We start from the raw sequence: 21910 nt of genomic DNA, 5'->3' as shown, positions 1-21910 counted from the left end.
AGCGGCCGGTCAGCTACATACCTCATGAACCCTGGGTATAGATAGTCACCTGAATATCGCCGTACGCGCGGGTCTTCCATACACAAAAAGGCCCGACCTGGGCGGGAAGCTCTGTCTCCTTGGGGTGTTCACAGACAAGCCCGTCTACGCCCGGTTGGAACTGAGCCGCGGCGCTAAGAACCGGGACCCACAAACGATGCGCATAGGGCGGATCGACAAATACCCAGTCTATCCGAGTGCCTGTCAATCGCGGCCAGACCGCTCGCCAATCCATCTGCCACACGGTACACCGGTCCTCGGCGGCGCACGCGGCAATATTGCGGCGGATGGTGGCAATGCTCTTTGGGTGCTTATCCACGAACACCGCGTGGCGGGCCCCACGGCTGAGCGCTTCGAGACCGAGCGCCCCGGACCCGGAAAATAAATCGACAACCTGTTCGTGGCCCGCAAAGGGTCCGAGCAGATTGAACATCGATTCCTTGACGCGGTCGGTCGTCGGCCTGGCCAAGGTGCCTGGGGGGCTGTGCAAACGCAAGCCACGCCACTGCCCGGCTATAATCCGCACGGCGAGCCCTCCCTGAGCGCTTTTTCCCCTATTATGCCACACCCATCATGGGCGTGCCCAACCGAGTCCATCAAAAAGGATTTCGATTGGATGTTTACCCATCCATGTATAAATTCCGTCTATATGGAAATCATGGGAATAGCAACGGCGAGAGCTGTTGTTGGCAACCGTGGGAGAAGACTTAGTCCCCATAAGCTCTTCCTCCGGTTTCTCCTCTCCCAGAATAAACGCCATTGCCCAAACGAGACGGTGTGAGCAGTCTCCACGGAGCAAAGCGGCAAAAACCCACGCGTACCCGGGCGTGGGTTTTTGCTGTTCGGAAATATGCGGGTCTTTCACCAGATCGAATAAATGGTCAGCCAACTCGCAATCGTGTTCACAAGCGCGATCCGCTCACTGGTGTCGAACGTATGGCCGGTTGTTCGGTAAACAGACGACGGTAGTGAGTCAGGAGTTGTTCTGTGGGACCGCTCCAGTCCAGGCTGTCGATGATCCGTTGAGTCCGCTTCAACACCGACCGCCGACGCGGCTCGTTCCACAATAACTCACGTACCCCTTCAATCAGGCTGTCTGGGTTTTTTGCATCAAAAATGAACCCGGCTTGTCCATTCTCCAAAACCTCTCGTGTCGGCGGACTGTCCGCCGCCAGCACCGGCAGACCACTGGCCATCGCTTCAAACAAGACAAGCCCCAGGGTCTCCGTGGTCGAGGGAAAGACAAATCCGTCCGCCGAAGCATAAGCTTCCGCCAGCTCTTGCCCGTGCATGTATCCCGTAAAGACAGTGTTCGTCCCGGCGAATATCTTCTCAAGTTCAGGCCGATACGGCCCATCCCCGACAATCGCCAGTCGAACCCTCGGCTCCGCATCAAGCACCGGACGCAAACGTTCAATCTCCTTCTCGCTGGCGAGCCGACCGACGTAAAGCAGGATCTTATCCCCTTCCGCCAAAGGTCCTGCAAGCTTTCGCCGCATCGTCTCCGACGGCCGCGCAGACTGATATAACGAGACATCCACGCCCCGTTCCCACAACCCAAGGTTGCGAAAGCCTTGGGACTCCAACAGCGCCAACGTCGCTTTGGAGGTACATAAATTGATCTCCGCTTGATTGTGCAGCAAGCGAAAATACCACCAGAGCGCAGGCTCCAAGAAGTCCAGGTGATAGTGCCGGGCATAAGTCGGAACGTTGGTATGGTACGAGGCAATCAACGGCAAGCGCAATCGCTTTGCGTACCAGATCCCAGCCAGCCCGACAAACGCTGGATTCACGACATGAATCAGGTCCGGCCCAAACTCGTTCAAAGTACGCCCAACTGGCCACGGCATCGGAAACTTTTTCTCGGGATAGAGAAAAAACCGAAATGACGGAACGCTTATCACCCGTGCGGACGCGTATTCCGTGGGAGAGCCTGCCGGCGCAAACAGCAACACTTTGTGCCCATCCTTCTCCAGGTGTCGCAGGGTTGCGCACAGGCGAGTAACAATCCCGTCTGTATTCGGCAAGAACGTCTCCGTGAACATGGCAATCCGCATGCCGTTACCTCCAAGTGGCGGTTGGCGCAATCACGCTGGTATCGACCCGATCCCGATAACGCTCTGCCGTTTTAATCAAGTCATGAATCAGCTCGTCGGACAACAGGTGCGGCTTGAGGCCCAAGTCCAACAAACGCGTGTGCACCGCATTGTAATAATGCTCCTCTTTTTCCACGCGGGGATTCGGAAGATGGGCAATATTCGCTTGAATCCCCATTTCCGCGGCGACTTTCTGAACCCGCTCGGCCAACTCGAGAACCGAAAACTGTTCCGTGAACTGGTTGAACACGCGAAATTCCCCTGCGTCCGCCGGATGCAAGGCTGCCAGTTCCACGCATTGCAACGTATCCCGAATGTCTAAGAAGGCACGGGTTTGACCGCCCTTTCCATATACCGTCAGGTCGTACCCAATCGCCGCCTGAATGCAAAAACGATTCAACGCGGTGCCAAAAACCCCGTCATAGTCAATGCGGTTGTACAACCGCTCGTCTCGCTTGCATTCATCCGTCCACAATCCGTAAACCACACCCTGATTCAGGTCAGTGGCCCGGATGCCCCAGGATTTACAGGCAAACATGATGTTGTGGCTATCATGCACCTTGGACAAGTGGTAGAAGGAGAACGGCTGCTTCGGATAGGGAAGCACATCCTCCCGCCCCTTGTGCTGTATCCGTATGTATCCCTCTTCGATGTCGATGTTGGGTGTCCCGTATTCGCCCATCGTCCCCAACTTAATCAGGTGACAATCCGGAACAATCTCCTTTATCGCGAAGAGAAGGTTTAGGGTGCCTACCACGTTATTCACTTGCGTGAATACGGCATGCTCGCGGTCGATCATTGAATACGGGGCCGAACGTTGTTCGGCGTAGTGTACAAATGCTTCCGGGCGGAACGTACTCATGGCGCCGGCCAGGAAATCGTAATCCGTCATGTCCCCAATGAACAGTTGGATTTCCTTTCCGGTTAGTTCCCGCCACGCCGCCACACGATCCTCTAGAGAAGCGATGGGGGTAAGGGGTTGTGTCCCCAGTTCCTCATCCCACCGACGGCGAATCATGCTGTCGAGAATGGCGACCTCATGACCTCGTTCGGAAAAGTACAGTGCGGTCGGCCATCCACAGAATCCGTCACCGCCAGCAATCATTATTTTCATTCCGTGTCACCCCATCACGAAGATAATCCTACATGCTTGAAAGCGTATTGAAATGGCTCTGAAACCATTATGGTATTCAGCTACAATGTACAGGTTTTCGAGAACGTGAGCAACCCGATGCAAACAAATCGGGGGCCGACGCCCCCTCTGATTTGTTCACTACCACGGCTGGTAATAACTGCCCATATACTCGCTGGCTTCGCACAGCCATTTCCAATACGCGCGCAACCCGCGGCCGCACAGATGGCCGCAAGCGCCGATCATCCTTCGGACTGGGCGCATGGGACATCCCCCCTTACGCCCAGCCTCCCTAAAATGAGAACGAATTATTCCTTTACGAAGTCCAGACATCCAACTGAACAGGTTTCCCCATTTGTCGGAGCGGTGGCATTACGCTTGCTTCAACACGGCGATTTGTTCGCCCATTCGAACCTTTTCTCCGTCAGCCACCAAAACCCGGTCAACCAGTCCCGGCGGGCACAACAAGATCACGGTGGAGCCAAACTCGAAGCGTCCCATTTCCTCGCCTTTCTCCAACCAGAGTGAAACCACCCCCTGGCGTGGGCGGCGCCGCTCGCGCCGCCAGGCCGGCACCGGTGCGGGTCCATACGAGGTGCGAATACTGCCCACGATAGCTGCCCCCACTTTCACCACCGCCATCCGACCGTATTCGGTTTCCAACCACGTGACAAGCCGTTCATTCCGGCTGTACAGTCCTGAGATATAGCGGACACCGCGGGCATTGACCGGGTAAAGACAGCCCGGGATATATCGCCAGGCCACAATTCGCCCCGACAGCGGCATATGTATCCGGTGGTAATCCCTAGGGCTAAGATATAACGTGATGAAAACACCGCCCTCTAAACTCGCCGCTTCCGCCTGACTACCAAGGAGAGTCGATACGTCGTACAGACTCCCTTTGGCCTGCACCAGGGTCCCTCGCTCAATCTTTCCCGTCTGACTGACCGTTCCGTCGACAGGCGAGATGAGGCCTTCGTCGGCTACCGGCCGTGCGCCTTTGCGCAAACCGCGCGCAAAAAACTCGCCAAGACTCCGATAGGTCGAGATGGGATACTCGGCTTCGTGCGGATCGATTTGATACCAGCGTATGTAATACGGAATCAGGTATCGGCTGACACCCAATCGTGAAAAGTAGCCGATAAGCACCGTCAACGTCCGCTTCGGCAAAAGTCGCAATCCCCATCTCTGCCACCTATCCGGCACGACGAAAATCACCTGCATTCCAACACCGTGCCAACGCACCATCTCCTCCAGTTTCTAACCAGGACAAACTGCATGCAGTAGCCCCAAATCCGCTCGATATCCATCATACCAAAAGAGCCGGATCGCCAGATCCGGCCCTTTCGGTTCGAACAAGGGTGATTATAAGGCGCTTTAGAAGTTGGCCCCACTCCGACCCGCCAGTTGTTGTTCCGCCAGCGCCACGAGTTTACGAGTCATGTTCCCCCCGATGGCACCAGTGTCGCGGGTGGTCATGGTCCCCCAATAGCCGTCCTGAGGAGGCGTGATGCCCAGTTCCGAGGCAACCTCGTATTTAAACTGTTCGAGGGCCTTCATCGCGCCTGGGACGACGGGAGTGTTCCGCTTCTGACCCAAAGCCATCTGTCTCACCCCCTTGTGTACGCTAGTATGTCTGGTGGACTGCAAATATATGATTCCATTTTGTTCCCATGGTAAAAATTCATCTTCAGGCGGTACGGAAGCTGCCTTGGCGCTCTACTTCCCGCCGCAATCCTTCATACTTCGGCAGCAGCCAGAACTCTGGATTCTGCATGAGCAAAGCCGCCTCATCGCGCGCTACTTCCATGATACGAAAGTCTTTGGCCAAGTCTCCCACAGTAAATTCCGGCAGCCCACTCTGGCGCACGCCCATAAACTCGCCAGGTCCTCGAAGCTCTAGGTCTCGTTCGGCGATGGTGAAACCGTCGGTCGTTTCGACCATGGTCTCAAGCCGCTCACGCGCCAGGTCCGATGGAGCGTCCGAGAGCAGGATGCAGAAGCTCGCCGCCTCGCCTCGACCCACGCGGCCACGGAGCTGGTGCAGCTGCGCTAGTCCAAACCGTTCCGCATGATAGATCAGCATGATGGTGGCATTGGGAACGTCAATGCCGACTTCAATCACCGTTGTGCTCACTAGAATCTGCACCTCGCGCGCCAAAAACGCGCGCATCACCCGTTCCTTCTCTTTCGCCGCCATACGCCCGTGCAAAAGCCCCACCTGATACCCGGCAAACAGCTCCTGAAACTCCGCGAACAAGCGGGTTGCCGAGGCCAGGTCGTGGACCTCGTCGTCCTCTTCCACCAAGGGCGCCACGACGTACGCCTGTCGGCCGGCCTCCAGCTCGCGGCGAATTCGCCGAATCGCTTTGTCTCGTTCGGACATTCGCAACCAAACCGTCTTTATCGGCTTACGGCCGGCTGGCCGTTCCTTGAGCCGAGATATGTCCAAATCCCCATACACGGCCAATGCCAGCGTGCGGGGAATTGGGGTTGCCGACAGATACAACGCATCGACGTGCTGACCCTTTTCCTGCAGAATGGCACGCTGTGCCACACCAAACCGATGTTGTTCGTCAATGACGACCACCGCGAGGTTGCGAAACTGAACCCGTTCCGTGAGCAAGGCGTGTGTACCAACCAGCAAGTCGATGCGCCCGTCCTGAACCGCCGTCAAGATGGATTTGCGATCTCGCTCACTGGTGGCGCCAGTCAACAGCTCCACCCGCATTCCGAGCGGTTCGAGTCGCCGTTTCGCCTCTGATAGGTGCTGTTCGGCAAGAATCTCTGTCGGCGCCATCAGCGCAGCTTGGGCTTCGTTCAGATAGGCGCAGTAGATGGCCCACAAGGCGACCCACGTCTTCCCAGACCCAACGTCCCCTTCCAAAAGCCGCGTCATCGGCACCTCTCGCGCCAGGTCGCGGGCGATATCACAACAAGCCTGACGTTGCCCTGCGGTCAGGGGATAGGGTAAACTCGCTTCGAATTTGGTCAACGCATCTTCCGGTATCCTTCGCGCCAGCCCCTTTTGTGTTTGCAAACGGACGCGGCGAAACCACTGCAATTGCAATTGAAACAAGAAAAACTCCTCAAAAGCCAACCGTCGGTGAGCTTGCCGCAACGACTCGGCGTCCTCTGGCGCGTGCATGAAGACAACGGCTTGACGATGAGAGATCAACCGATACTTCTGCACCAACTCATGCGGCAGAAGTTCATCCACATCGACCAAATACTGATCCATCGCCTTTTGAATCATGGCCTGAATTTGCGCTGAAGTCAGATTCCGATTGCCCCGATACACGGGGGCAAAGGCAGAGGCAAACCGTGCGGCGCGGGTCGTCGAAAATTCAGTGCGGCTCACCGTGAGCGTACGGTAGCGGGCGTGATACCGGCCACTGACAATCAACACACGCCCATCCACCAGTTTTTGCTTAAGATACGGTTGGTTGAACCATACCGCGGTCACCGGGTGACGACCATCCACCCGAAACCGTACGCGCACAGTGCAGCGCTTCCCTTGCCAGCGGACTTCCGCCATCCCATCGACCACACCCTGAGCGGTGACCATTGCTCCGTCCACAAACGCTTCAAACGGCTTTAAGCTCCGATCCTCGTAACGAACCGGAAAGTAATGCAACAAGTCGTACACCGTCTCGATGCCCAATTCCTGCAAGGCTCGCTCCTTCGCTCGGCCGATTCCTGCAACATGGGTAACGGGAAGGGCATTAAGCATACGCGTCTTCCTATTCCAATGAGAAAATGTAATCGTATACCGGTTGGCCTCCGTGACGAATTTCGATTTCCAGCCCATACAGGCTGGCCAGCGTACGATTCAACTCCTGCAACTCGTCGGTTTCCACGTCCCGTCCAGAGAAGATGGTGAGCAATTCCGGATCTATCCCCTGCTCCTGCGCCCGTTCCATCAGTGCGCGGACCGCCGCGACGGCCGCCGCAGCCCGGTCTGGATACACGGCCACGACGTCCGGATCGGCGATGGCCATAAATTGCCCGGCCTGGATGGAGTGACCTTGGTACTGACTATCCCGGGCCGCCATCGCGACACACCCGGACAGGACACCAGAGACCGCCGATTCCATGCGAATCCGATTCGCCTCTGCCGACTCACGCGCGTCAAAGACGGCCGCGGCCGCAATACCTTGGGGAACGGTGATGCAGGGTGCGACCACCAGCCGTCCATCCAGCACCTCGCGCGCCTGTTCTGCAGCCAAAACAATGTTTTTATTGTTCGGCAGGAAGATGACTTCGCGTGCGCCCGTTTGTCGTGCCGCAGCGACAATTTCTTCGGTGCTGGGATTCATACTCTGGCCGCCGTCGACGACCACGGCGCCGAGACTGGTCAACACTTCTTTCAATCCATCCCCCGACACGACCGCGACCAGAGCCGTCTGCGTCTGCGGCTGCGTCAGCTCAGCCATGTCCTGACCGTCTGCCGCTACAGCGTCGTCGGCCGCCACGGCACCGCTTGGCGTCGGCCTTTCCTTTCCAGGAACGACCGGAGCGATTTCACGCGTATCGGCATCTCCATCAAGGCTAAGGCGGTCATGCTGTTCGGTCATATTTTCAATTTTAATTTGCACCAAAGGCCCAAAGCCCAAGGCGTCTTCCAATACCCGCCCCGGGTGCAAAGTATGAACGTGCACGCGGACCAGATTCCCAGCCGCCACAACCAAGAGCGAGTCGCCGTACTGTTCAAACCGCCGCCGCAGCTTTCGCTCGACCTCCTGTGTATCCCCGGTGACCCGGACCAGGACCTCGGTGCAGTACCCGTGTTCCCCCTTACGGACAATATGTCGTCCCGCATAATCGAGCCTCATGTCTGGGGAGGAACGGATTACAGAAGCGGATTCGTTGTGGTTAGTGCCGTCCTGCATCAGGTAGGACAGAAACCCTTCATAAATGAAAACCAGCCCCTGCCCGCCCGAGTCGACCACGCCGGCCTGTTTGAGGACCGGGAGTTGAGAGGGAGTCTTCGCTAGCGCTGCCTGCGCTGCGGCATGAACAGTTTCCATCCAGACGGACAACGGCGGATTCGAGCGGGCTTCACGCACGCCCGCCTGCGCAGCCTCGCGAGCCACGGTTAAAATGGTACCCTCTACGGGCTTGGAGACCGCCTTGTAGGCAATGTCCACCCCTTCCTGGAGAGCCTGTGCAAATCTCCGCGCGTCCAACACATCCATGCCCTGCGAAATGCGGACAAACCCACGAAACAACTGAGATAAGATTACCCCGGAATTCCCGCGAGCTCCCATGAGCAACCCCGTGGCGAACGCCTGTGCGGCCTCATGTAGGTCCCATGCCGTTCTTCGACGCAGGGCATTGATACCGGATGCGAACGATAAATCCATGTTTGTCCCCGTATCTCCGTCAGGGACAGGAAAGATGTTCAAGGTGTTTACAAATTCAGCCTGTTCATGCAGGCGCTGATGTCCCGCCCTTAGCAAGGCGGCAAACGCCGTTCCGTTCAGATACTGTTGGCCCGCCATCCACTGCCTCCTACGCTTCGGCCGCTACGCGGACACCCTGAACATAGATGTTGACCCGAGCCACATCTATGCCGACCGATTCATTGAGCACGTAGCGCACCTTTTCCCGTACGTTCTGTGCGACCTCATAGATATTCGTACCGTAACTGACAATGATGTAGAGGTCTACCTCCACTTCATCATCGGCGATTCGAACCTCTACGCCCCGGCCGGGGTTGTCCCGTCCCAACAGCTCCGTCAAACTATCCTTCACTTGTTTACGTGATGCCATACCCACCAGACCGTAGCAGTCCATCGCCGCGAGTCCAGCCGTGGTCGCAATGACGTCCTCGACGATGGAAATGGTCCCCAAAGGAGTTTCAACCGTCTTTGGCAATCCGGGCACCTCCTGCCTATGCTTTGTGCCATTGTACTATATTGCAAGCAGGTAATAAAAGTCGCACCCACTTCACAATCTCCTTGCCTGTGGGCCACTATTACGCTATAATACGAATGCTATGTGTCGGCGAAGGAGGTGCGGAAAATGGCAAGGCGTTGCGAAATCTGTGGGAAACAACCGCAAACCGGTCACTCCATCAGCCACTCGCACATCCTGAACAAGCGCCGTTGGATTCCCAACATTCAAGTCGTACGTGCGAATGTCAACGGAACCGTCAAGCGCATTCGGGTTTGCACTCGGTGTTTGAAGGCTGGAAAGGTGAACCGCGCCATTTGAGGAAGCGACATTAGGGTGGTGAGCCCTCCGATACGGAGGCGCTATGGAATGCAAAAGGAGCACCGTCATGGTGCCCTTTTTTGATTAAGCAACATTTGCTGAATCCGCCAAGCAGTCGCCGCCGCGCTGCGGCGGCGTCCGCCTGAACAACCGTCAGTCTTTCGAGAAGGCGCCAATACACGCTTTCACAATGCCGCCGAGAAACTTTGGGAGCTTGATGGTATAAAATTTCAACCCAGGTCCCCCCTCGTTATCGTTTGCCCGCAGCCGAAGTCGGGTCGAGACGCCACCTTCTGTGCACAGTTAGGTCAACGCCGTGATTGCTACATGTATATTCCCACCCAGAGAAAATGTGCGAATATCCCCTTACCTCAATGCGGCGCGCAGTTCGGACAACGCTGCGGCACGGTCGCTTTGACCAAACACGGCCGATCCGGCGACGAATACGTTGGCGCCAGCCCGTGCGACCTCGCCAATGGTCCCGGCATGGATACCCCCATCTACCTGAATATCTACGTCTGATCGGCCCCATTCGTTCAACCGTTCGCGCACCCTTCGTACTTTCTCCGTCATCGCGGGAATGTAGGCCTGCCCGCCAAACCCTGGATTCACGGTCATCACCAAAACGAGGTCGACATCTTTCGCAAGGTAGTCTAACACCTCGATACCCGTTCCCGGATTGAGTGCGAGTCCGGCCGGCAGGCCGTGCCCCCGGATCTGCTGCAACGCCCGGTGGATGTGCGAAGTAGCCTCAGCGTGCACGGTGATGCGACTGGCCCCCGCCTTGACGAAGGCGTCGATGTGCCGTTCCGGTTCCACGACCATCAGGTGAACGTCGAGCACACAATCAAACCGGCGCCGCAATGCCTCCACCACAAGCGGCCCCATGGTGATATTCGGAACGAACCGGCCGTCCATCACGTCTACGTGAATCCAATCGGCGCCCGCCTCCAACACAGCCTCTACTTCGTCGGCTAAACGAGCGAAGTCCGCCGAGAGAATCGATGGTGCAAGACGCAAGTTCAATACCGCCGCGCCTCCTTCTGTCTCAACTCGAAATAAATCTGACGGTAATCCTCGTACCGGGATGCCACCAAGGCGCCCGTCTGTACCGCCCGTTTGACGCCGCATTGCTCCTCATCAATGTGCAAGCAGCCTCGATACGCACAATCCTCTGCGAACGCCGGAAACTCAGGGAAGAAATAGCGTAGCTCGGTCGCCGGGACATCGATCTGCAATTGACTGAACCCGGGCGCATCCGCGATGAATGTCCCCTCGGCAATCCGGAACAGCTCAACGTGACGGGTGGTGTGTCGACCCCGTTTTAACTTGTCGCTGATTTGTCCCATTTTCAGGCCCAACTCCGGGTCGATCGCGTTGGCCAGGGACGATTTGCCCACACCCGAAGGTCCGGCGAACACCGTGATGTGCCCCGTCAACTCCTTCACCAACGCGTCAATCCCCTGTCGATAAAGCGGTGCTACCGGATAGACCGGATAGCCAGCCCCCTCATACGGCGCCACGGCTTGGCGGACGGTCTCATGGTCTGCCAAGTCCACCTTCGACACCACAAGAATCGGCCGGAGGCCTGCCGCGGACACAGCAATCAACGTTCTGTCCAGCAGCCCGGGATGAAAATCCGGCGACTTGATGGAAAACACCAACAACGCCTGGTCCGCGTTGGCAATCGGGGGCCGCACCAATTCGGTTTGGCGCGGCAAGACCTCCGTAATCAAACCCGCTCCGGGGCCGGTTTCATGGAAACGGACGTGATCACCCACGAGCACGGTCACCCCGCGTTTGCGAAACACCCCGCGCGCGCGGCAGCGCCACAACTGGGTACCTTGGGCCACGTCAAAGAAGCCCCCCGTCCCTTTCACCACCAGTCCTTCCAGCATCATCCCGTCTCCTTTCGCCTCGCCCTTACACACGTATCGCGCGACGGTCAGGAGCTGTACTTGACCTTTTGCCGCTTGACCAACTTTCCGTCCACATACACGTCAATTTCGCCATCATGATGAGGAGCCAGGTAGAGAACCACTGGGTATTCTTTATGTCCTTCGATGGTCTCATCCACCACCTGCTGGTTGTTACCCGTGGCATCGGATTTCACAATGACCACGTGAGTTCCGCTTTTTGCCCCATCCACCTGGACCGTGACATCGTGTTCCTGGGTGTTGGTCGGCGTCGAAGCGTTCCCTCCATCGCTGCTGTTGTCGGTCGACGATCCGTTCGTCGGCGCTGTCGCATTGTCGGTCGAATTGTCCGTGCCTGTATCCGGCCCGTTATCGGCAATGTACAAATCAATTGCCGTCCCCGGCTTTACCGTATCGCCGGGGCGATTGGGCGCCGTGTTCACGACCGTTCCATTGGCCACGCCCGGCTGGGCCTGCGGAATAATCTGCCCCACCACCAGCTTGGCGTCCACCAGCATCTTGCTCGCTTCATCCAACGACTTACCGATGACGCTGGGGACCGTCGTTTCCGCCTGGCCCCGGCTGACCGTGAGCACCACCTGGCTGTCCGTGGAGACCATCTGATTCGCCGATGGATGGGTCGCCACGACCTCGCCCGCAGGGTATTCGTCACTATCCACCTGCTTGGTCTGCAAATGATTCTTGGCAAATCCAAGGTTGACCAACTGCTGCATCGCCTGATCCACGGTCACGCCGGTCAGGTCCGGCATACTCACCTTTGGCGCACCGGCGGAAACGTACAAGGTGACCGGTCGGTCCTGCTTGACCTCGGTCAATCCGGAAGGATCCTGCCTGATGACAATCCCTTTCGGTTGCTTGCTGGATATCTGGCGCTGCTCCTGAATCTGACCGCGCTGAAAGCCTGCCTGCTCGAGAATTTGAATCGCTTTGGATTCTGGCTTCCCCACCACGTTTGGCAGCTTGACGTTCGGCACCTCCAGCAGCCGCATGACGATGAAGTAGGCCGCGACCGCTCCGGCCGCCACCATGACCGCAGATAGGGTCAGCCATAGGCTGGTGCGAATCCAGCGCCGGCCGCTCCGCCGTTCATCCGGGATAGCCGCCTGGCGGGACACGGCCGGACGCTCCTTCACCTCCGCAGCTTTGAAAGGCGCCACATCCTCCGTGATGGCGGGAATGGCGATGGTCGCTTCCAACACGTCGTGCGGCGGTTCAAACTTCGGTACGTCGGGGTTGGCCAAAGCTTCATCCAGGTCGTTCCTTAATGCCTTCATGTCGGGATACCGCTCGTCCGCCTGCTTGACCAGGCAGCGTAGCACGATGTTCTCCAAACTCTGGGGGATTTCCGGCCGAATTTGACGCGGTTCGACAAATTGATCCCGCAAATGCTTGAGTGCCACGCTGACTGCCGAGTCCCCCTGAAACGGAAGCCGACCAGTCAACATCTCGTACATCACGACACCGAGTGAATAGATGTCACTCTTAATGTCCGCCGCCCCACCCCGTGCCTGTTCTGGAGACAGATAGTGAACCGACCCGAGCACCGACCCGGAATGGTCAATAGTCACGGTATTGCCGGTGAGCGCCCGAGCAATCCCAAAGTCGGTCACCTTCACCTGGCCGGACTTGGTCAATAGAATGTTATGAGGCTTGATATCGCGGTGTACGATATGATGACTGTGCGCGTGTTGCAAGGCGTCGCAGATCTGGCACGTGATGGCCACGGTCTGTTCGGGCGACAAAGCGCCCTTTTCGCGAATCAAGTCTTTCAGCGTCGGGCCGTCGACAAATTCCATGACGATATAATACTCGCCGTCTGTCATCCCGACATCATAAATGTTCACGATATTCGGATGTGAAAGTCTGGCGGCCGATTGAGCCTCTTGCCGAAAGCGACTGATAAACTCCTCGTCCTCTACGTACTGTGGACGAAGCATTTTGACAGCGACTGTCCGTCCGAGAAGGGTGTCGAGCGCGCGGTAAACGACCGCCATCCCACCGCCGCCGACCTGTTCCCGCAACTCGTACCGGTCTCCCAGTCGACGGCTCATTGCCCGCCCTCCTCTCGGTTGACCACAATCACGAGCGATACATTGTCCGGCGCTCCGGCAGCCAACGCCCGCTCAATCAAGCCATCCGCCACGGTTTCCACCTCATGATTCGTTCGCGCATTCCCCAACGGGATCAAATGTTGCGCCAACTCCTCCTCAGAAATCAAGTTCGATAATCCATCTGAACAGAGAAGAAACAGGTCCCCCGACTGCCACCGGGCCACGTTAATATCCGGGAGACTGATACTCGCCGTTCCTAAGGATTTGGTCACCACGTTCTTCTGCGGGTGGTGAGCCGCCTCCTCCGGCGTGATTTGCCCTCGCCGCACCAATTCGGCGACCAGCGAGTGGTCGCGCGTCACTTGACGCAGTCCGTCCGTTTGCAGCAAGTACGCCCGGCTGTCGCCGACATGAGCAAAAAAGACCCGCGCAGCATCGTACAACGCCGCAACAAAGGTCGTGCCCATGCCATGGTATTCGCTGCGGCTCTGGGAGAGCTCCCAGACCTTCCGATTCGCCTCCGCCACCGCCTCCTGCAAGAGGTCAATCGGGTCTACATCCGGGTTGCTGAGCCCGTCGCGGATATAGAGCGCCGCGGTATCGACCGCCAATCGGCTGGCCACCTCCCCGGCGGAAGCTCCCCCCATCCCGTCCGCCACGACCATAAACTGCATTGGTTCGAAGTCGGTGAAACCGGCGCATACATCCTCATTGGTCTGCCGGACAAGCCCAACGTGACTCCGGACTGCATAGAACACCTACATTCCCCCACTTCAAACGGTGGTTGACCCTTTACGCTCGGCATGCTGCGCACGCAACTGACCGCAAGCCGCCGCAATGTCGTGCCCCATCTCGCGGCGAATGGTCGCGTTGATGCCTAGTCGGCGCAGTTCCCGCAAGAAGGCCTGAATCTGATCTTGCGGGGTCCGGGTGTAATTCCGCTCCGGGACATAGTTGACCGGAATCAGGTTCACGTGACAGGGCAGGTCGCGGATGAGTTCTGCCAGATTGCGCGCATCGGTCAGGGAGTCGTTTTCTCCGCCTACCAGCGCGTATTCGAAACTGATGCGCCGCCCTGTCTTCTCGCAATAATATCGGCATGCCTCCATCAACTTGGCAATCGGATAGGCTTTGTTGACCGGCATCATCCGCGAACGTTGCTCGTCCGTCGCCGCGTGCAAGGACACCGCCAAGGTCACCGGCCGACCATCGTCCGCTAACCGAATGATACCTGGAACGAGCCCGACCGTCGAGATGGTAATATGTCGAAATCCGATGTTTAAGCCCTCAGGGTGATGAATGATATCCATAAATTTTAAGGAAGCATTGAGGTTGTCCATCGGTTCGCCCGAGCCCATGAGTACCACCGACGAGACGCGCTGCCCCTGTTCATCCAGCAACCGTTGGCTGTGCATCAACTGTTCGACCATCTCGCCAGCGCTCATGGGACGGATCATGCCGCCTAACGTGGAGGCGCAAAATGTACAGCCCATCTTGCACCCGACCTGTGTAGAGACGCAGACGCTGTTCCCATAATCGTGGCGCATCAAGACCGTCTCCACAGTCACGGCATCCGGCCACCCTAACAGGAATTTGACCGTGCCATCCCGAGACACCTGGCGGGTCACCTCATGGGAGGTCTCTATCACAAATTCTTCCTGAAGACGGGTGCGCAGCGTCTTCGGCAGATTGCTCATCTCGGCGAAACTGCGCACCCGCTTTTGATACAGCCATTGGTAAATCTGTTCAGCCCGATAGGCGGGCTGGCCCACTTCGCGGAGCCAATCCACCCATTCCTCGCTCCGCAGGTCATACGCATGCCGCGGCATCGTTTTTTCCTCCCCTTGCCTCGATGGGCAGTGTTCAACCGCTAGCCGCGCGTCGGCGCAGGCGTACCATGTAGAATCCGTCGGTGCCAAAGGTATCTGGGGTCAATAAAAACCCACGCCGGGTATCCACAGGGCGTATGGATGCAGGTAGGTCAGCGCGCACATCCTCTAGCTCCAGGTCTAAGGACGCGTCCGCGAGCACGGCTTGCACCACCTGTTCGTTTTCCGCAGCCAACAATGTGCAGGTACTGTATACGATATAGCCACCCGGGCGAACCAGTTGCGCCGCCGCCGTCAACAGCTGCCGCTGTACACGGGACAAATCTGGGATGTCCTTTGGTGTACGGCGCCAGCGAATGTCCGGCCGATGGCGAAGGACACCCAATCCGCTGCACGGAGCGTCGACCAACACGGCGTCGTACTGGCCGCGATGCTCCTCGAAATGCGGCAACAGGCGACCATCCACCGTCAAGGTTTGAATGGATTTTAGACCCAACCGCTGCGCCGCCTGTTCAATCAGCTGCCGCTTGTGCGGGTGAAGGTCGCAGGCGTCAATGCGTCCGGCATCATCCATAATTTCCGCTATATGGGTAGTTTTGGTTCCTGGCGCTGCGCAAAGGTCTAACACCCGCTGACCCGGTTCCGCTTTTAACAGCGGCGCCACCAGCATGGCGCCTTCGTCCTGAACGGTCACCTGGCCCTGTTGGTACAAGTCCCAGCTCTCAATGGGCAGCCCACGGGACAGCCTGAGCCCAAACGGGAACAACTGCGATGGCTGCACGACCGATCCGTAACGCTCCCTGATATCCGCCACCACTTCACAGACGTCCGCTTTTAGGCGATTGACGCGAACCGACAGCGCCGCTGGCTGGTTACCGGACGCCAACACGCATTCCGCCTTCTCCGCACCGAACTGGTTGACAAACGCCTCAACCACCCAGTCTGGATAGGAGTAACAGACACCCAGACGCTCCACCTCGTCACGGAATCGGTGGGCGGCGAGTCGTTCTGGAGCGCTCCGCGAATCACGCAAGTAAGCGCGTAGAACCGCATTGACGAACCCAGCCGCCTTAGGCTTGGCCCGCTTGCATAGATGAACCCCTTCACCCACGGCGGCGTACGCAGGAATCCGGTCCAAAAACGCCAATTGATACACAGTCATGCGAAGCACGGTCCGGACTTCGGGGTCGAGTTCCTCCATAGGCCGCCGCAGATACGGAGAGAGCAGCCAATCTATCGTGCGCCTGCGCTGTACCGTGCCATAGACCAACTCGGTCAGCAAACGCCTGTCGGCCCCCGCCAGGGCGTTTTCCTTCAACGTTTGCTGCAGCGCGAGATTGACATACGCTTCCTGCCGCTCCACCCTTAATAGGGTCTGCCAAGCCCAAAAGCGAACATTCATGGCTGTCCACCTGCGGTCAGATGCACCTTTGCACCCGCGCCACGCACCCAGTCGACAGCCGCCATGGTTCGCTTTCCGGCCGGCTGGACGCAGAGCAACGTCAACCAACCGTCCGCGCAGCGAACCGATACCGTCCCCGCCACCACGCGCACGTCGCCCGGCTCACCGTCTCCCGTCATGCACGATTCTATGGGCCAGCGCGTTTCCAGAACTTTAAACGGACGGCCGTTCCACGTGCAGGTCGCCCCCGGCGCTGGCGAGAGTGCGCGAATCCGGTTGTGAACCGACCAAGCCGGCTGGTTCCAGTCAATCCATTCATCCCTGCGGACAATGCGCTCCGCATACGTCACCCCTTCGCTCGGTTGCGCCATCGGCTGGATTGCTCCCGCTAGGTAACGTGGCAAGACCTCGACCAAGAGTTCGGCGCCCAACTGAGCAATACGCGCCTCCAGCGCTCCCCAGGTTTCGTTTTCACCGATAGCCGTTTCCCGCACCGCCACGATGGGCCCTGCGTCCAGTTCCTTAACCATTTCCATGAGGGTCACGCCGGTCTTCGTATCCCCCGCCATCATCGCCCGTTGCAAGGGAGCTGCCCCGCGCCAACGCGGCAAGAGCGAAGCGTGTACATTCAGGCAGCCCATGCGGGCCAAAGCCAGCAGCCGTTCTGGGAGAATCTGGCCGTACGCCGCTGTGACGAGCACATCCGGAGCGCAGGCCGCAACTTGCTGCAGGACCTCCTCGGCCCGCACCCGCTCTGGTTGCAGGATACGCAATCCCAATTCCAGCGCTGTCTGTTTCACCGCCGGCGAGGTCAACACCCGTTTCCGCCCCACTGGACGATCCGGCTGGGTGATGACGAGACTCACGTCATGCCCAGCCCGCACCAAGGCCAGCAAGGAGGGTACAGCAAACTGAGGGGTTCCGAAAAACACAACTCGCGCCACCGACATCACCCTTGCTTCGCGCCGGATTCGTGTTGCCGCACAATCTCAGACGGTTTCAGGTAATCGGTGAACAAGATCCCGTTCAGGTGGTCGATTTCATGCTGGATGCAGCGGGCAAACAAGTCGCTGGCATTCAGGATGATTTCTTCCCCCCGCCGGTTCAAAGCCTTCACTTTCACGTGCCGCGCCCGCGTTACTTCTCCGCTCAGCCCAGGCAGCGACAAGCACGCCTCCGGCGCCGTTTGCGTTCCGGATCGCTCCAGGATTTCTGGATTAATGAGCTCCACCAGTCCTTGCCCCACGTCCATCACCACCAAACGCTTGGCCACACCAATCTGGTTGGCCGCCAGTCCAATGCCGTCTGCGTCGTACATGGTCTCCGCCATGTCATCCAACAGCTTCTCAATCGCCTTAGTGATAGCAGGAACCGGTTTTGCTATTTGACGAAGAATGGGATCGTTTCCCTTTCGAATGATTCGGATGGCCATGTAAATTCCTCCTACAGGTGCGCGGCATCTACACCGCTTTGCGGGGATGCCCTCAGGCGATTCGACCAGCGTCCACATCCAACACACAGACGCCGCCCACACGACGCATCTTTTCGCGTACGAGCCGAAAGGCGTCTGCAACGGACTCCGCAACGTCTTGCCAACGCGTATACTTTACCACAACTTGATACCGATACTGATCTTCCAGTCTGGCAATGCCCGCCGGATGCGCCGGCAGCACCGTGGCGCAATCGGGTGTCAAGCGTCGTCGCAGTTCCCGCTCGAAGCGGGCGGCGGCCGAACGGGCCAACCGCTCCTCCGGGTGACTGGCCAGAAGTACCGCCAGCTCCGAGAAAGGCGGATAGAAGAACTGCTCCCGCGCCGGTTTTTCCTGACGATAGAATGACCCATAGTCGTGACGAGCCGCCGCCTGAATGGCAAAGTGTTCAGGCCGAAACGTTTGAATCACCGTCCGTCCCGGCGTCTCGCCGCGACCCGCGCGCCCCGCCACCTGCGCCAACAAGTCGAACGTGCGCTCGGACGCTCGGTAGTCGGGTACGGCTAACAGGGTATCCGCCGCCAATACGCCGACGAAGGTCACACCAGGAAAGTCCAGTCCTTTCGCTACCATCTGCGTCCCAATCAAAACATCAGCCTGTCCCGAAACAAACTGCTCAATGGCATCTTGATGCGCGCCTTTACGGCGCGTGGTATCCACGTCCATGCGCAACACACGCAGGTTCGGCCAGCGCTCGCGGACGGCCGTCTCCACCTGTTGGGTGCCAATACCGAACGAGCGCAGCGCCCTTTCCCCACACCGTGGGCAAGCGGTTGGGAGATGGCTTTGATATCCGCAGTAATGACAGCGCATCTGCCACCCCGCCTCAGACCGATGCAGGGTCAGGGTGATGTCACAATGGGGGCACTCCAGGCTGTCGCCGCAGTTACGGCATTGCACATACTGGGCAAAGCCGCGACGATTCAGGAATAAGATGGCCTGCTGCCCTGACGCCACGGCGTTCGTCAGTCCGTCGGCCAAGGCACGGCTGAACAGCGAACGATTTCCGTCCTTAAACTCCTGTCGCATGTCGACAATCTCCACCTTCGGCATCGGTCGATTGCCGACCCGCCGGGGCAGCGTCATGACCAGAGCCGCGCCCGTCTCCGCCCGGTGCATCGCCGACAGCGACGGCGTGGCGGAAGCGAGGACGACCACCCGGCCGGGTTGCCCTGCACGCATCCGGGCCACTTCCCGGGCGTCGTAATGAGGAGCATCCTCTTGTTTATATGAAGGTTCATGTTCCTCGTCTACCACAATCAGGCGTAAGTCCTCCACCGGAGCGAAGATGGCTGAGCGCGCGCCAACCACAATCCGCGCCTGCCCACGCCGGATGCGTACCCATTCATCACGTCGCTCACCCGTCGAAAGCCCGGAATGCAAGACGGCCACTTGCTGTCCGAACCTCGCCACGAACCGGCCCACCATCTGGGGGGTGAGGCCGATTTCGGGAACGAGGACGATGGCCCCACCACCCTGATTGCGGACCGATTCAATCGCCTGTAAAAAAACCTCCGTCTTGCCGCTGCCGGTGACACCGTGCAACAACAGTTCCTGTGTAGGGAGCATTCCGGACAGCGCGGCCTCAATCTTGGCTAAGGCACGCTGCTGTGCGTCTGTCAACGGGGGTGCCTCCGGGTTCTCACAGAACCGCGCGGAGAGTTCCACTCGTCGGCCCACTTCCTCGTGGACCAGACGGACCGCCCCCTCCTCCACCAGTGCGCGAACCGGTTTGTCCGCTGGACGCAGACCCACGTCCGCTAAGACAACACGGCCGTTCGCCGCCAGGGTAAACAGCAGTTCTGCCTGGCGCTTGGCCCGGCGATGGCGCTGCTCGGCTAGAGCCACCAATTCGGGCGCTGGTTTCCGTGGCTCCAGACAGGCCACTGTACGTGCTCGAGCTTTGTCGATCCGTTCCACATTCGCGCGGACATACCCCAGGGCCTGCAGCTGCCTAAGGGCCAGCCAGACTTCCGGTCCAAACCGTTTCTCAAGCACCTCTGGGCGCCGCGGCTGCTGCTGGATGAACGCCCACACCTCCGCCGCAAACGGGTTCAACTGCGCCGAGGGTTGCCCGGATTCCTTCGAGTCTTGTGGCTCCACGGCAGCAATTCGCTCCACCGTCCGGGTTCGATAGGCCGCGGGCAAGACGGCGTGTATGGCTTCAATCCAGGAGCAGACATAGCGCCAACGCAACCACCGACAGATGTCAATCAACTCTTCGGTGAGCAGCGGCTCGTCATCCGCCAGGTAAGCAACGTCCCGTAAACGTCCGGAGAGAGCCGCGTCGTCCGCCGGATGGTTCTCCAAAACCGCCATCACGAACCCTTGCTGCGTCCGTCGGCCAAACGGAACCACCACGCGCTGGCCGGGACGAATGCGCGCGGCGAGCGCGGGAGGAACCCGGTAATGGAAACACTGATCGACCCCTTTGCCGCGCAGGTCAATCACAATTTCCGCCACCAGGTTGGGTTGTTGCTCACCGCTCACCGTCTCTCACCTCAGCCAAGCGTGCCGCGACCTCGGTCAAGATGCGGTCAGCCACCTCACGCTTACTGAGGACCGGCAGGCTCTCGTCGGGGCCGGAGGGACGAACAAACGTCACGCGATTGGTATCCACCCCAAACCCGGCGTCTGGTTCTGCCACATTGTTGACCACCACGAGGTCGAGTTGCTTGCGCACCAGTTTATCCCGGGCGTATTTTGTGACATCGCGCGTCTCAGCGGCGAAGCCGACGACCACCTGGCCAGGCCGGCGAATCTCCCGCACGGCCGAAAGGATATCGGGCGTCGGCTGCAATTCCAGCGTCGGCACCCCGTCCGTCTTCTTCCATTTATGCTCGTAGCGCTGTACGGGTTGGAAGTCGACCGGTGCCGCCGCGCTGATGAACACGTCGACGCGCGGAAACTCCTGCAAAACTGCCTGCAGCATATCCTCCGTGGACCGCACCCGCAGCAGCCGCGCGCCGGGCACCGGAGACAAATGAGTGGGCCCGCTGACCAAAACGACCTCCGCCCCGCGCGCCACAGCGGCCTCAGCCAAGGCATAGCCCATCTTTCCAGAAGACGCGTTGCTTAAATAACGGACCGGATCGATGTCTTCCACAGTCGGACCTGCGCTGACCATCACCCGCACCCCGGCCAAGTCGGCCTTCGCCGCGAAGTGGGCATCAATGACATCCGCAATGTCTTCCGGTTCCGCCAATCGTCCTTTGCCCGTATAGCCGCAGGCCAATGGCCCTTCGCCGGGATTGATGACGAGAACCCCGCGTTGCCTAAGGTTCGCCAGGTTGTGCTGCACGGTTGGGTGTTCAAACATGTGCACATTCATGGCCGGAGCCACCATCACCGGCGCCGTCACGGCAAGCGCCGTCGTCGTCACCATGTCATCGGCAATCCCGACCGCTAGCTTCGCCAACAGGTTTGCCGTGGCGGGAGCAATCACGTATAAATCGGCCCGATCCGCCACCGCAATGTGGGCGATTTCGGACGCGTCCGGCTCGTTGAACGTGTCCACCAACACCGGGCGATGGGTCAAGGCTTGAAATGTCAAGGGCTGTATAAAACGAGTCGCATGTTCGGTCATCAAGACCTGAACCTCGTACCCGCGTTTGACCAACTGGCTGCATAAAGCCGCCGTCTTATAGGCCGCGATGCCCCCGCCCACGCCGACGAGGATAAAGTGTGCCAAGTGCATCCGTCCTTTCTTGTACAT

Annotated in this window: 20 protein-coding genes; 1 reads left to right on the top strand and 19 read right to left on the bottom strand. The window is 58.7% G+C overall.

The window, feature by feature from the left end; translation table 11 throughout:
• Positions 1-22: 22 nt before the first annotated feature.
• The 8 genes from rsmD to H522_RS0106525 all read right to left on the bottom strand — a co-directional run bounded on the left by rsmD (position 23) and on the right by H522_RS0106525 (position 9147).
• Positions 23-565, bottom strand: a complete 543-nt coding sequence (gene rsmD / locus H522_RS0106560; protein WP_026961709.1) for a 16S rRNA (guanine(966)-N(2))-methyltransferase RsmD — start codon at positions 563-565, stop codon at positions 23-25.
• A 376-nt stretch (positions 566-941) separates the two neighbouring features.
• The gene (locus H522_RS0106555) at positions 942-2096 is read right to left on the bottom strand and encodes a glycosyltransferase family 4 protein (RefSeq protein WP_026961708.1); all 1155 of its coding nucleotides are present in this window, start codon (positions 2094-2096) and stop codon (positions 942-944) included.
• Positions 2097-2100: 4 nt separating this feature from the next.
• A complete protein-coding gene (locus tag H522_RS0106550; protein ID WP_026961707.1) occupies positions 2101-3249 on the bottom strand; it encodes an NAD-dependent epimerase/dehydratase family protein in 1149 nt (382 codons plus the stop codon).
• A gap of 390 nt (positions 3250-3639) precedes the next feature.
• Positions 3640-4515 carry an archaetidylserine decarboxylase gene (gene asd, locus H522_RS0106545; RefSeq protein ID WP_245578040.1) on the bottom strand — a complete coding sequence of 292 codons (876 nt, stop codon included), beginning with the start codon at positions 4513-4515 and terminating at the stop codon, positions 3640-3642.
• A gap of 129 nt (positions 4516-4644) precedes the next feature.
• Positions 4645-4872, bottom strand: a complete 228-nt coding sequence (locus H522_RS0106540; RefSeq protein ID WP_026961705.1) for an alpha/beta-type small acid-soluble spore protein — start codon at positions 4870-4872, stop codon at positions 4645-4647.
• A gap of 85 nt (positions 4873-4957) precedes the next feature.
• Positions 4958-7000, bottom strand: a complete 2043-nt coding sequence (gene recG, locus H522_RS0106535) for an ATP-dependent DNA helicase RecG (protein ID WP_026961704.1) — start codon at positions 6998-7000, stop codon at positions 4958-4960.
• Positions 7001-7010: 10 nt separating this feature from the next.
• A complete protein-coding gene (locus H522_RS0106530; protein ID WP_026961703.1) occupies positions 7011-8771 on the bottom strand; it encodes a DAK2 domain-containing protein in 1761 nt (586 codons plus the stop codon).
• Positions 8772-8781: 10 nt separating this feature from the next.
• Positions 8782-9147 carry an Asp23/Gls24 family envelope stress response protein gene (locus tag H522_RS0106525; protein WP_026961702.1) on the bottom strand — a complete coding sequence of 122 codons (366 nt, stop codon included), beginning with the start codon at positions 9145-9147 and terminating at the stop codon, positions 8782-8784.
• Between the two features lie 147 nt (positions 9148-9294).
• On the opposite strand from H522_RS0106525, the gene rpmB reads away from it, so the two are divergent.
• Positions 9295-9486: a 50S ribosomal protein L28 gene (gene rpmB / locus H522_RS0106520; RefSeq protein WP_026961701.1), complete on the top strand. Its 192-nt coding sequence runs from the start codon at positions 9295-9297 to the stop codon at positions 9484-9486.
• Positions 9487-9639: 153 nt separating this feature from the next.
• Here rpmB and spoVM read toward each other — a convergent pair whose 3' ends face one another.
• From spoVM to coaBC, 11 genes are all read right to left on the bottom strand, one after another.
• On the bottom strand, positions 9640-9720 hold the full coding sequence (spoVM, locus tag H522_RS21445; protein ID WP_035452890.1) for a stage V sporulation protein SpoVM: 81 nt from the start codon (positions 9718-9720) through the stop codon (positions 9640-9642).
• A 132-nt stretch (positions 9721-9852) separates the two neighbouring features.
• Positions 9853-10512 carry a ribulose-phosphate 3-epimerase gene (rpe, locus tag H522_RS0106510; protein ID WP_026961700.1) on the bottom strand — a complete coding sequence of 220 codons (660 nt, stop codon included), beginning with the start codon at positions 10510-10512 and terminating at the stop codon, positions 9853-9855.
• Positions 10509-11384, bottom strand: a complete 876-nt coding sequence (rsgA, locus tag H522_RS0106505) for a ribosome small subunit-dependent GTPase A (protein WP_026961699.1) — start codon at positions 11382-11384, stop codon at positions 10509-10511. Before rsgA ends, rpe begins: the two co-directional genes overlap by 4 nt.
• Positions 11385-11431: 47 nt before the next feature.
• Positions 11432-13474: a Stk1 family PASTA domain-containing Ser/Thr kinase gene (pknB, locus tag H522_RS18000; RefSeq protein WP_035452888.1), complete on the bottom strand. Its 2043-nt coding sequence runs from the start codon at positions 13472-13474 to the stop codon at positions 11432-11434.
• Positions 13471-14232, bottom strand: a complete 762-nt coding sequence (locus H522_RS0106495; RefSeq protein ID WP_026961698.1) for a Stp1/IreP family PP2C-type Ser/Thr phosphatase — start codon at positions 14230-14232, stop codon at positions 13471-13473. Before H522_RS0106495 ends, pknB begins: the two co-directional genes overlap by 4 nt.
• A 15-nt stretch (positions 14233-14247) precedes the next feature.
• Positions 14248-15303: a dual-specificity RNA methyltransferase RlmN gene (rlmN, locus tag H522_RS0106490; protein ID WP_026961697.1), complete on the bottom strand. Its 1056-nt coding sequence runs from the start codon at positions 15301-15303 to the stop codon at positions 14248-14250.
• 34 nt (positions 15304-15337) lie between these two features.
• Complete coding sequence (gene rsmB, locus H522_RS17995) at positions 15338-16705, bottom strand: 16S rRNA (cytosine(967)-C(5))-methyltransferase RsmB (protein ID WP_035452886.1); 1368 nt, start codon at positions 16703-16705, stop codon at positions 15338-15340.
• Complete coding sequence (gene fmt / locus H522_RS17990; RefSeq protein ID WP_035452884.1) at positions 16702-17655, bottom strand: methionyl-tRNA formyltransferase; 954 nt, start codon at positions 17653-17655, stop codon at positions 16702-16704. The genes rsmB and fmt overlap by 4 nt, the downstream gene beginning before the upstream one ends.
• Complete coding sequence (gene def / locus H522_RS0106475; protein ID WP_026961696.1) at positions 17655-18137, bottom strand: peptide deformylase; 483 nt, start codon at positions 18135-18137, stop codon at positions 17655-17657. Before def ends, fmt begins: the two co-directional genes overlap by 1 nt.
• Positions 18138-18189: 52 nt before the next feature.
• A complete protein-coding gene (priA, locus tag H522_RS0106470; protein WP_211230654.1) occupies positions 18190-20685 on the bottom strand; it encodes a primosomal protein N' in 2496 nt (831 codons plus the stop codon).
• The gene (gene coaBC, locus H522_RS0106465) at positions 20675-21886 is read right to left on the bottom strand and encodes a bifunctional phosphopantothenoylcysteine decarboxylase/phosphopantothenate--cysteine ligase CoaBC (RefSeq protein WP_245578038.1); all 1212 of its coding nucleotides are present in this window, start codon (positions 21884-21886) and stop codon (positions 20675-20677) included. Before coaBC ends, priA begins: the two co-directional genes overlap by 11 nt.
• Between the last annotated feature and the right edge of the window lie 24 nt (positions 21887-21910).

Source organism: Alicyclobacillus herbarius DSM 13609 (assembly GCF_000430585.1).
Classification (GTDB): Bacteria; Bacillota; Bacilli; order Alicyclobacillales; family Alicyclobacillaceae; genus Alicyclobacillus_G; species Alicyclobacillus_G herbarius.
Note: the sequence above shows the minus strand (reverse complement) of the source record. Positions and strands in the feature narration are given on the sequence as shown.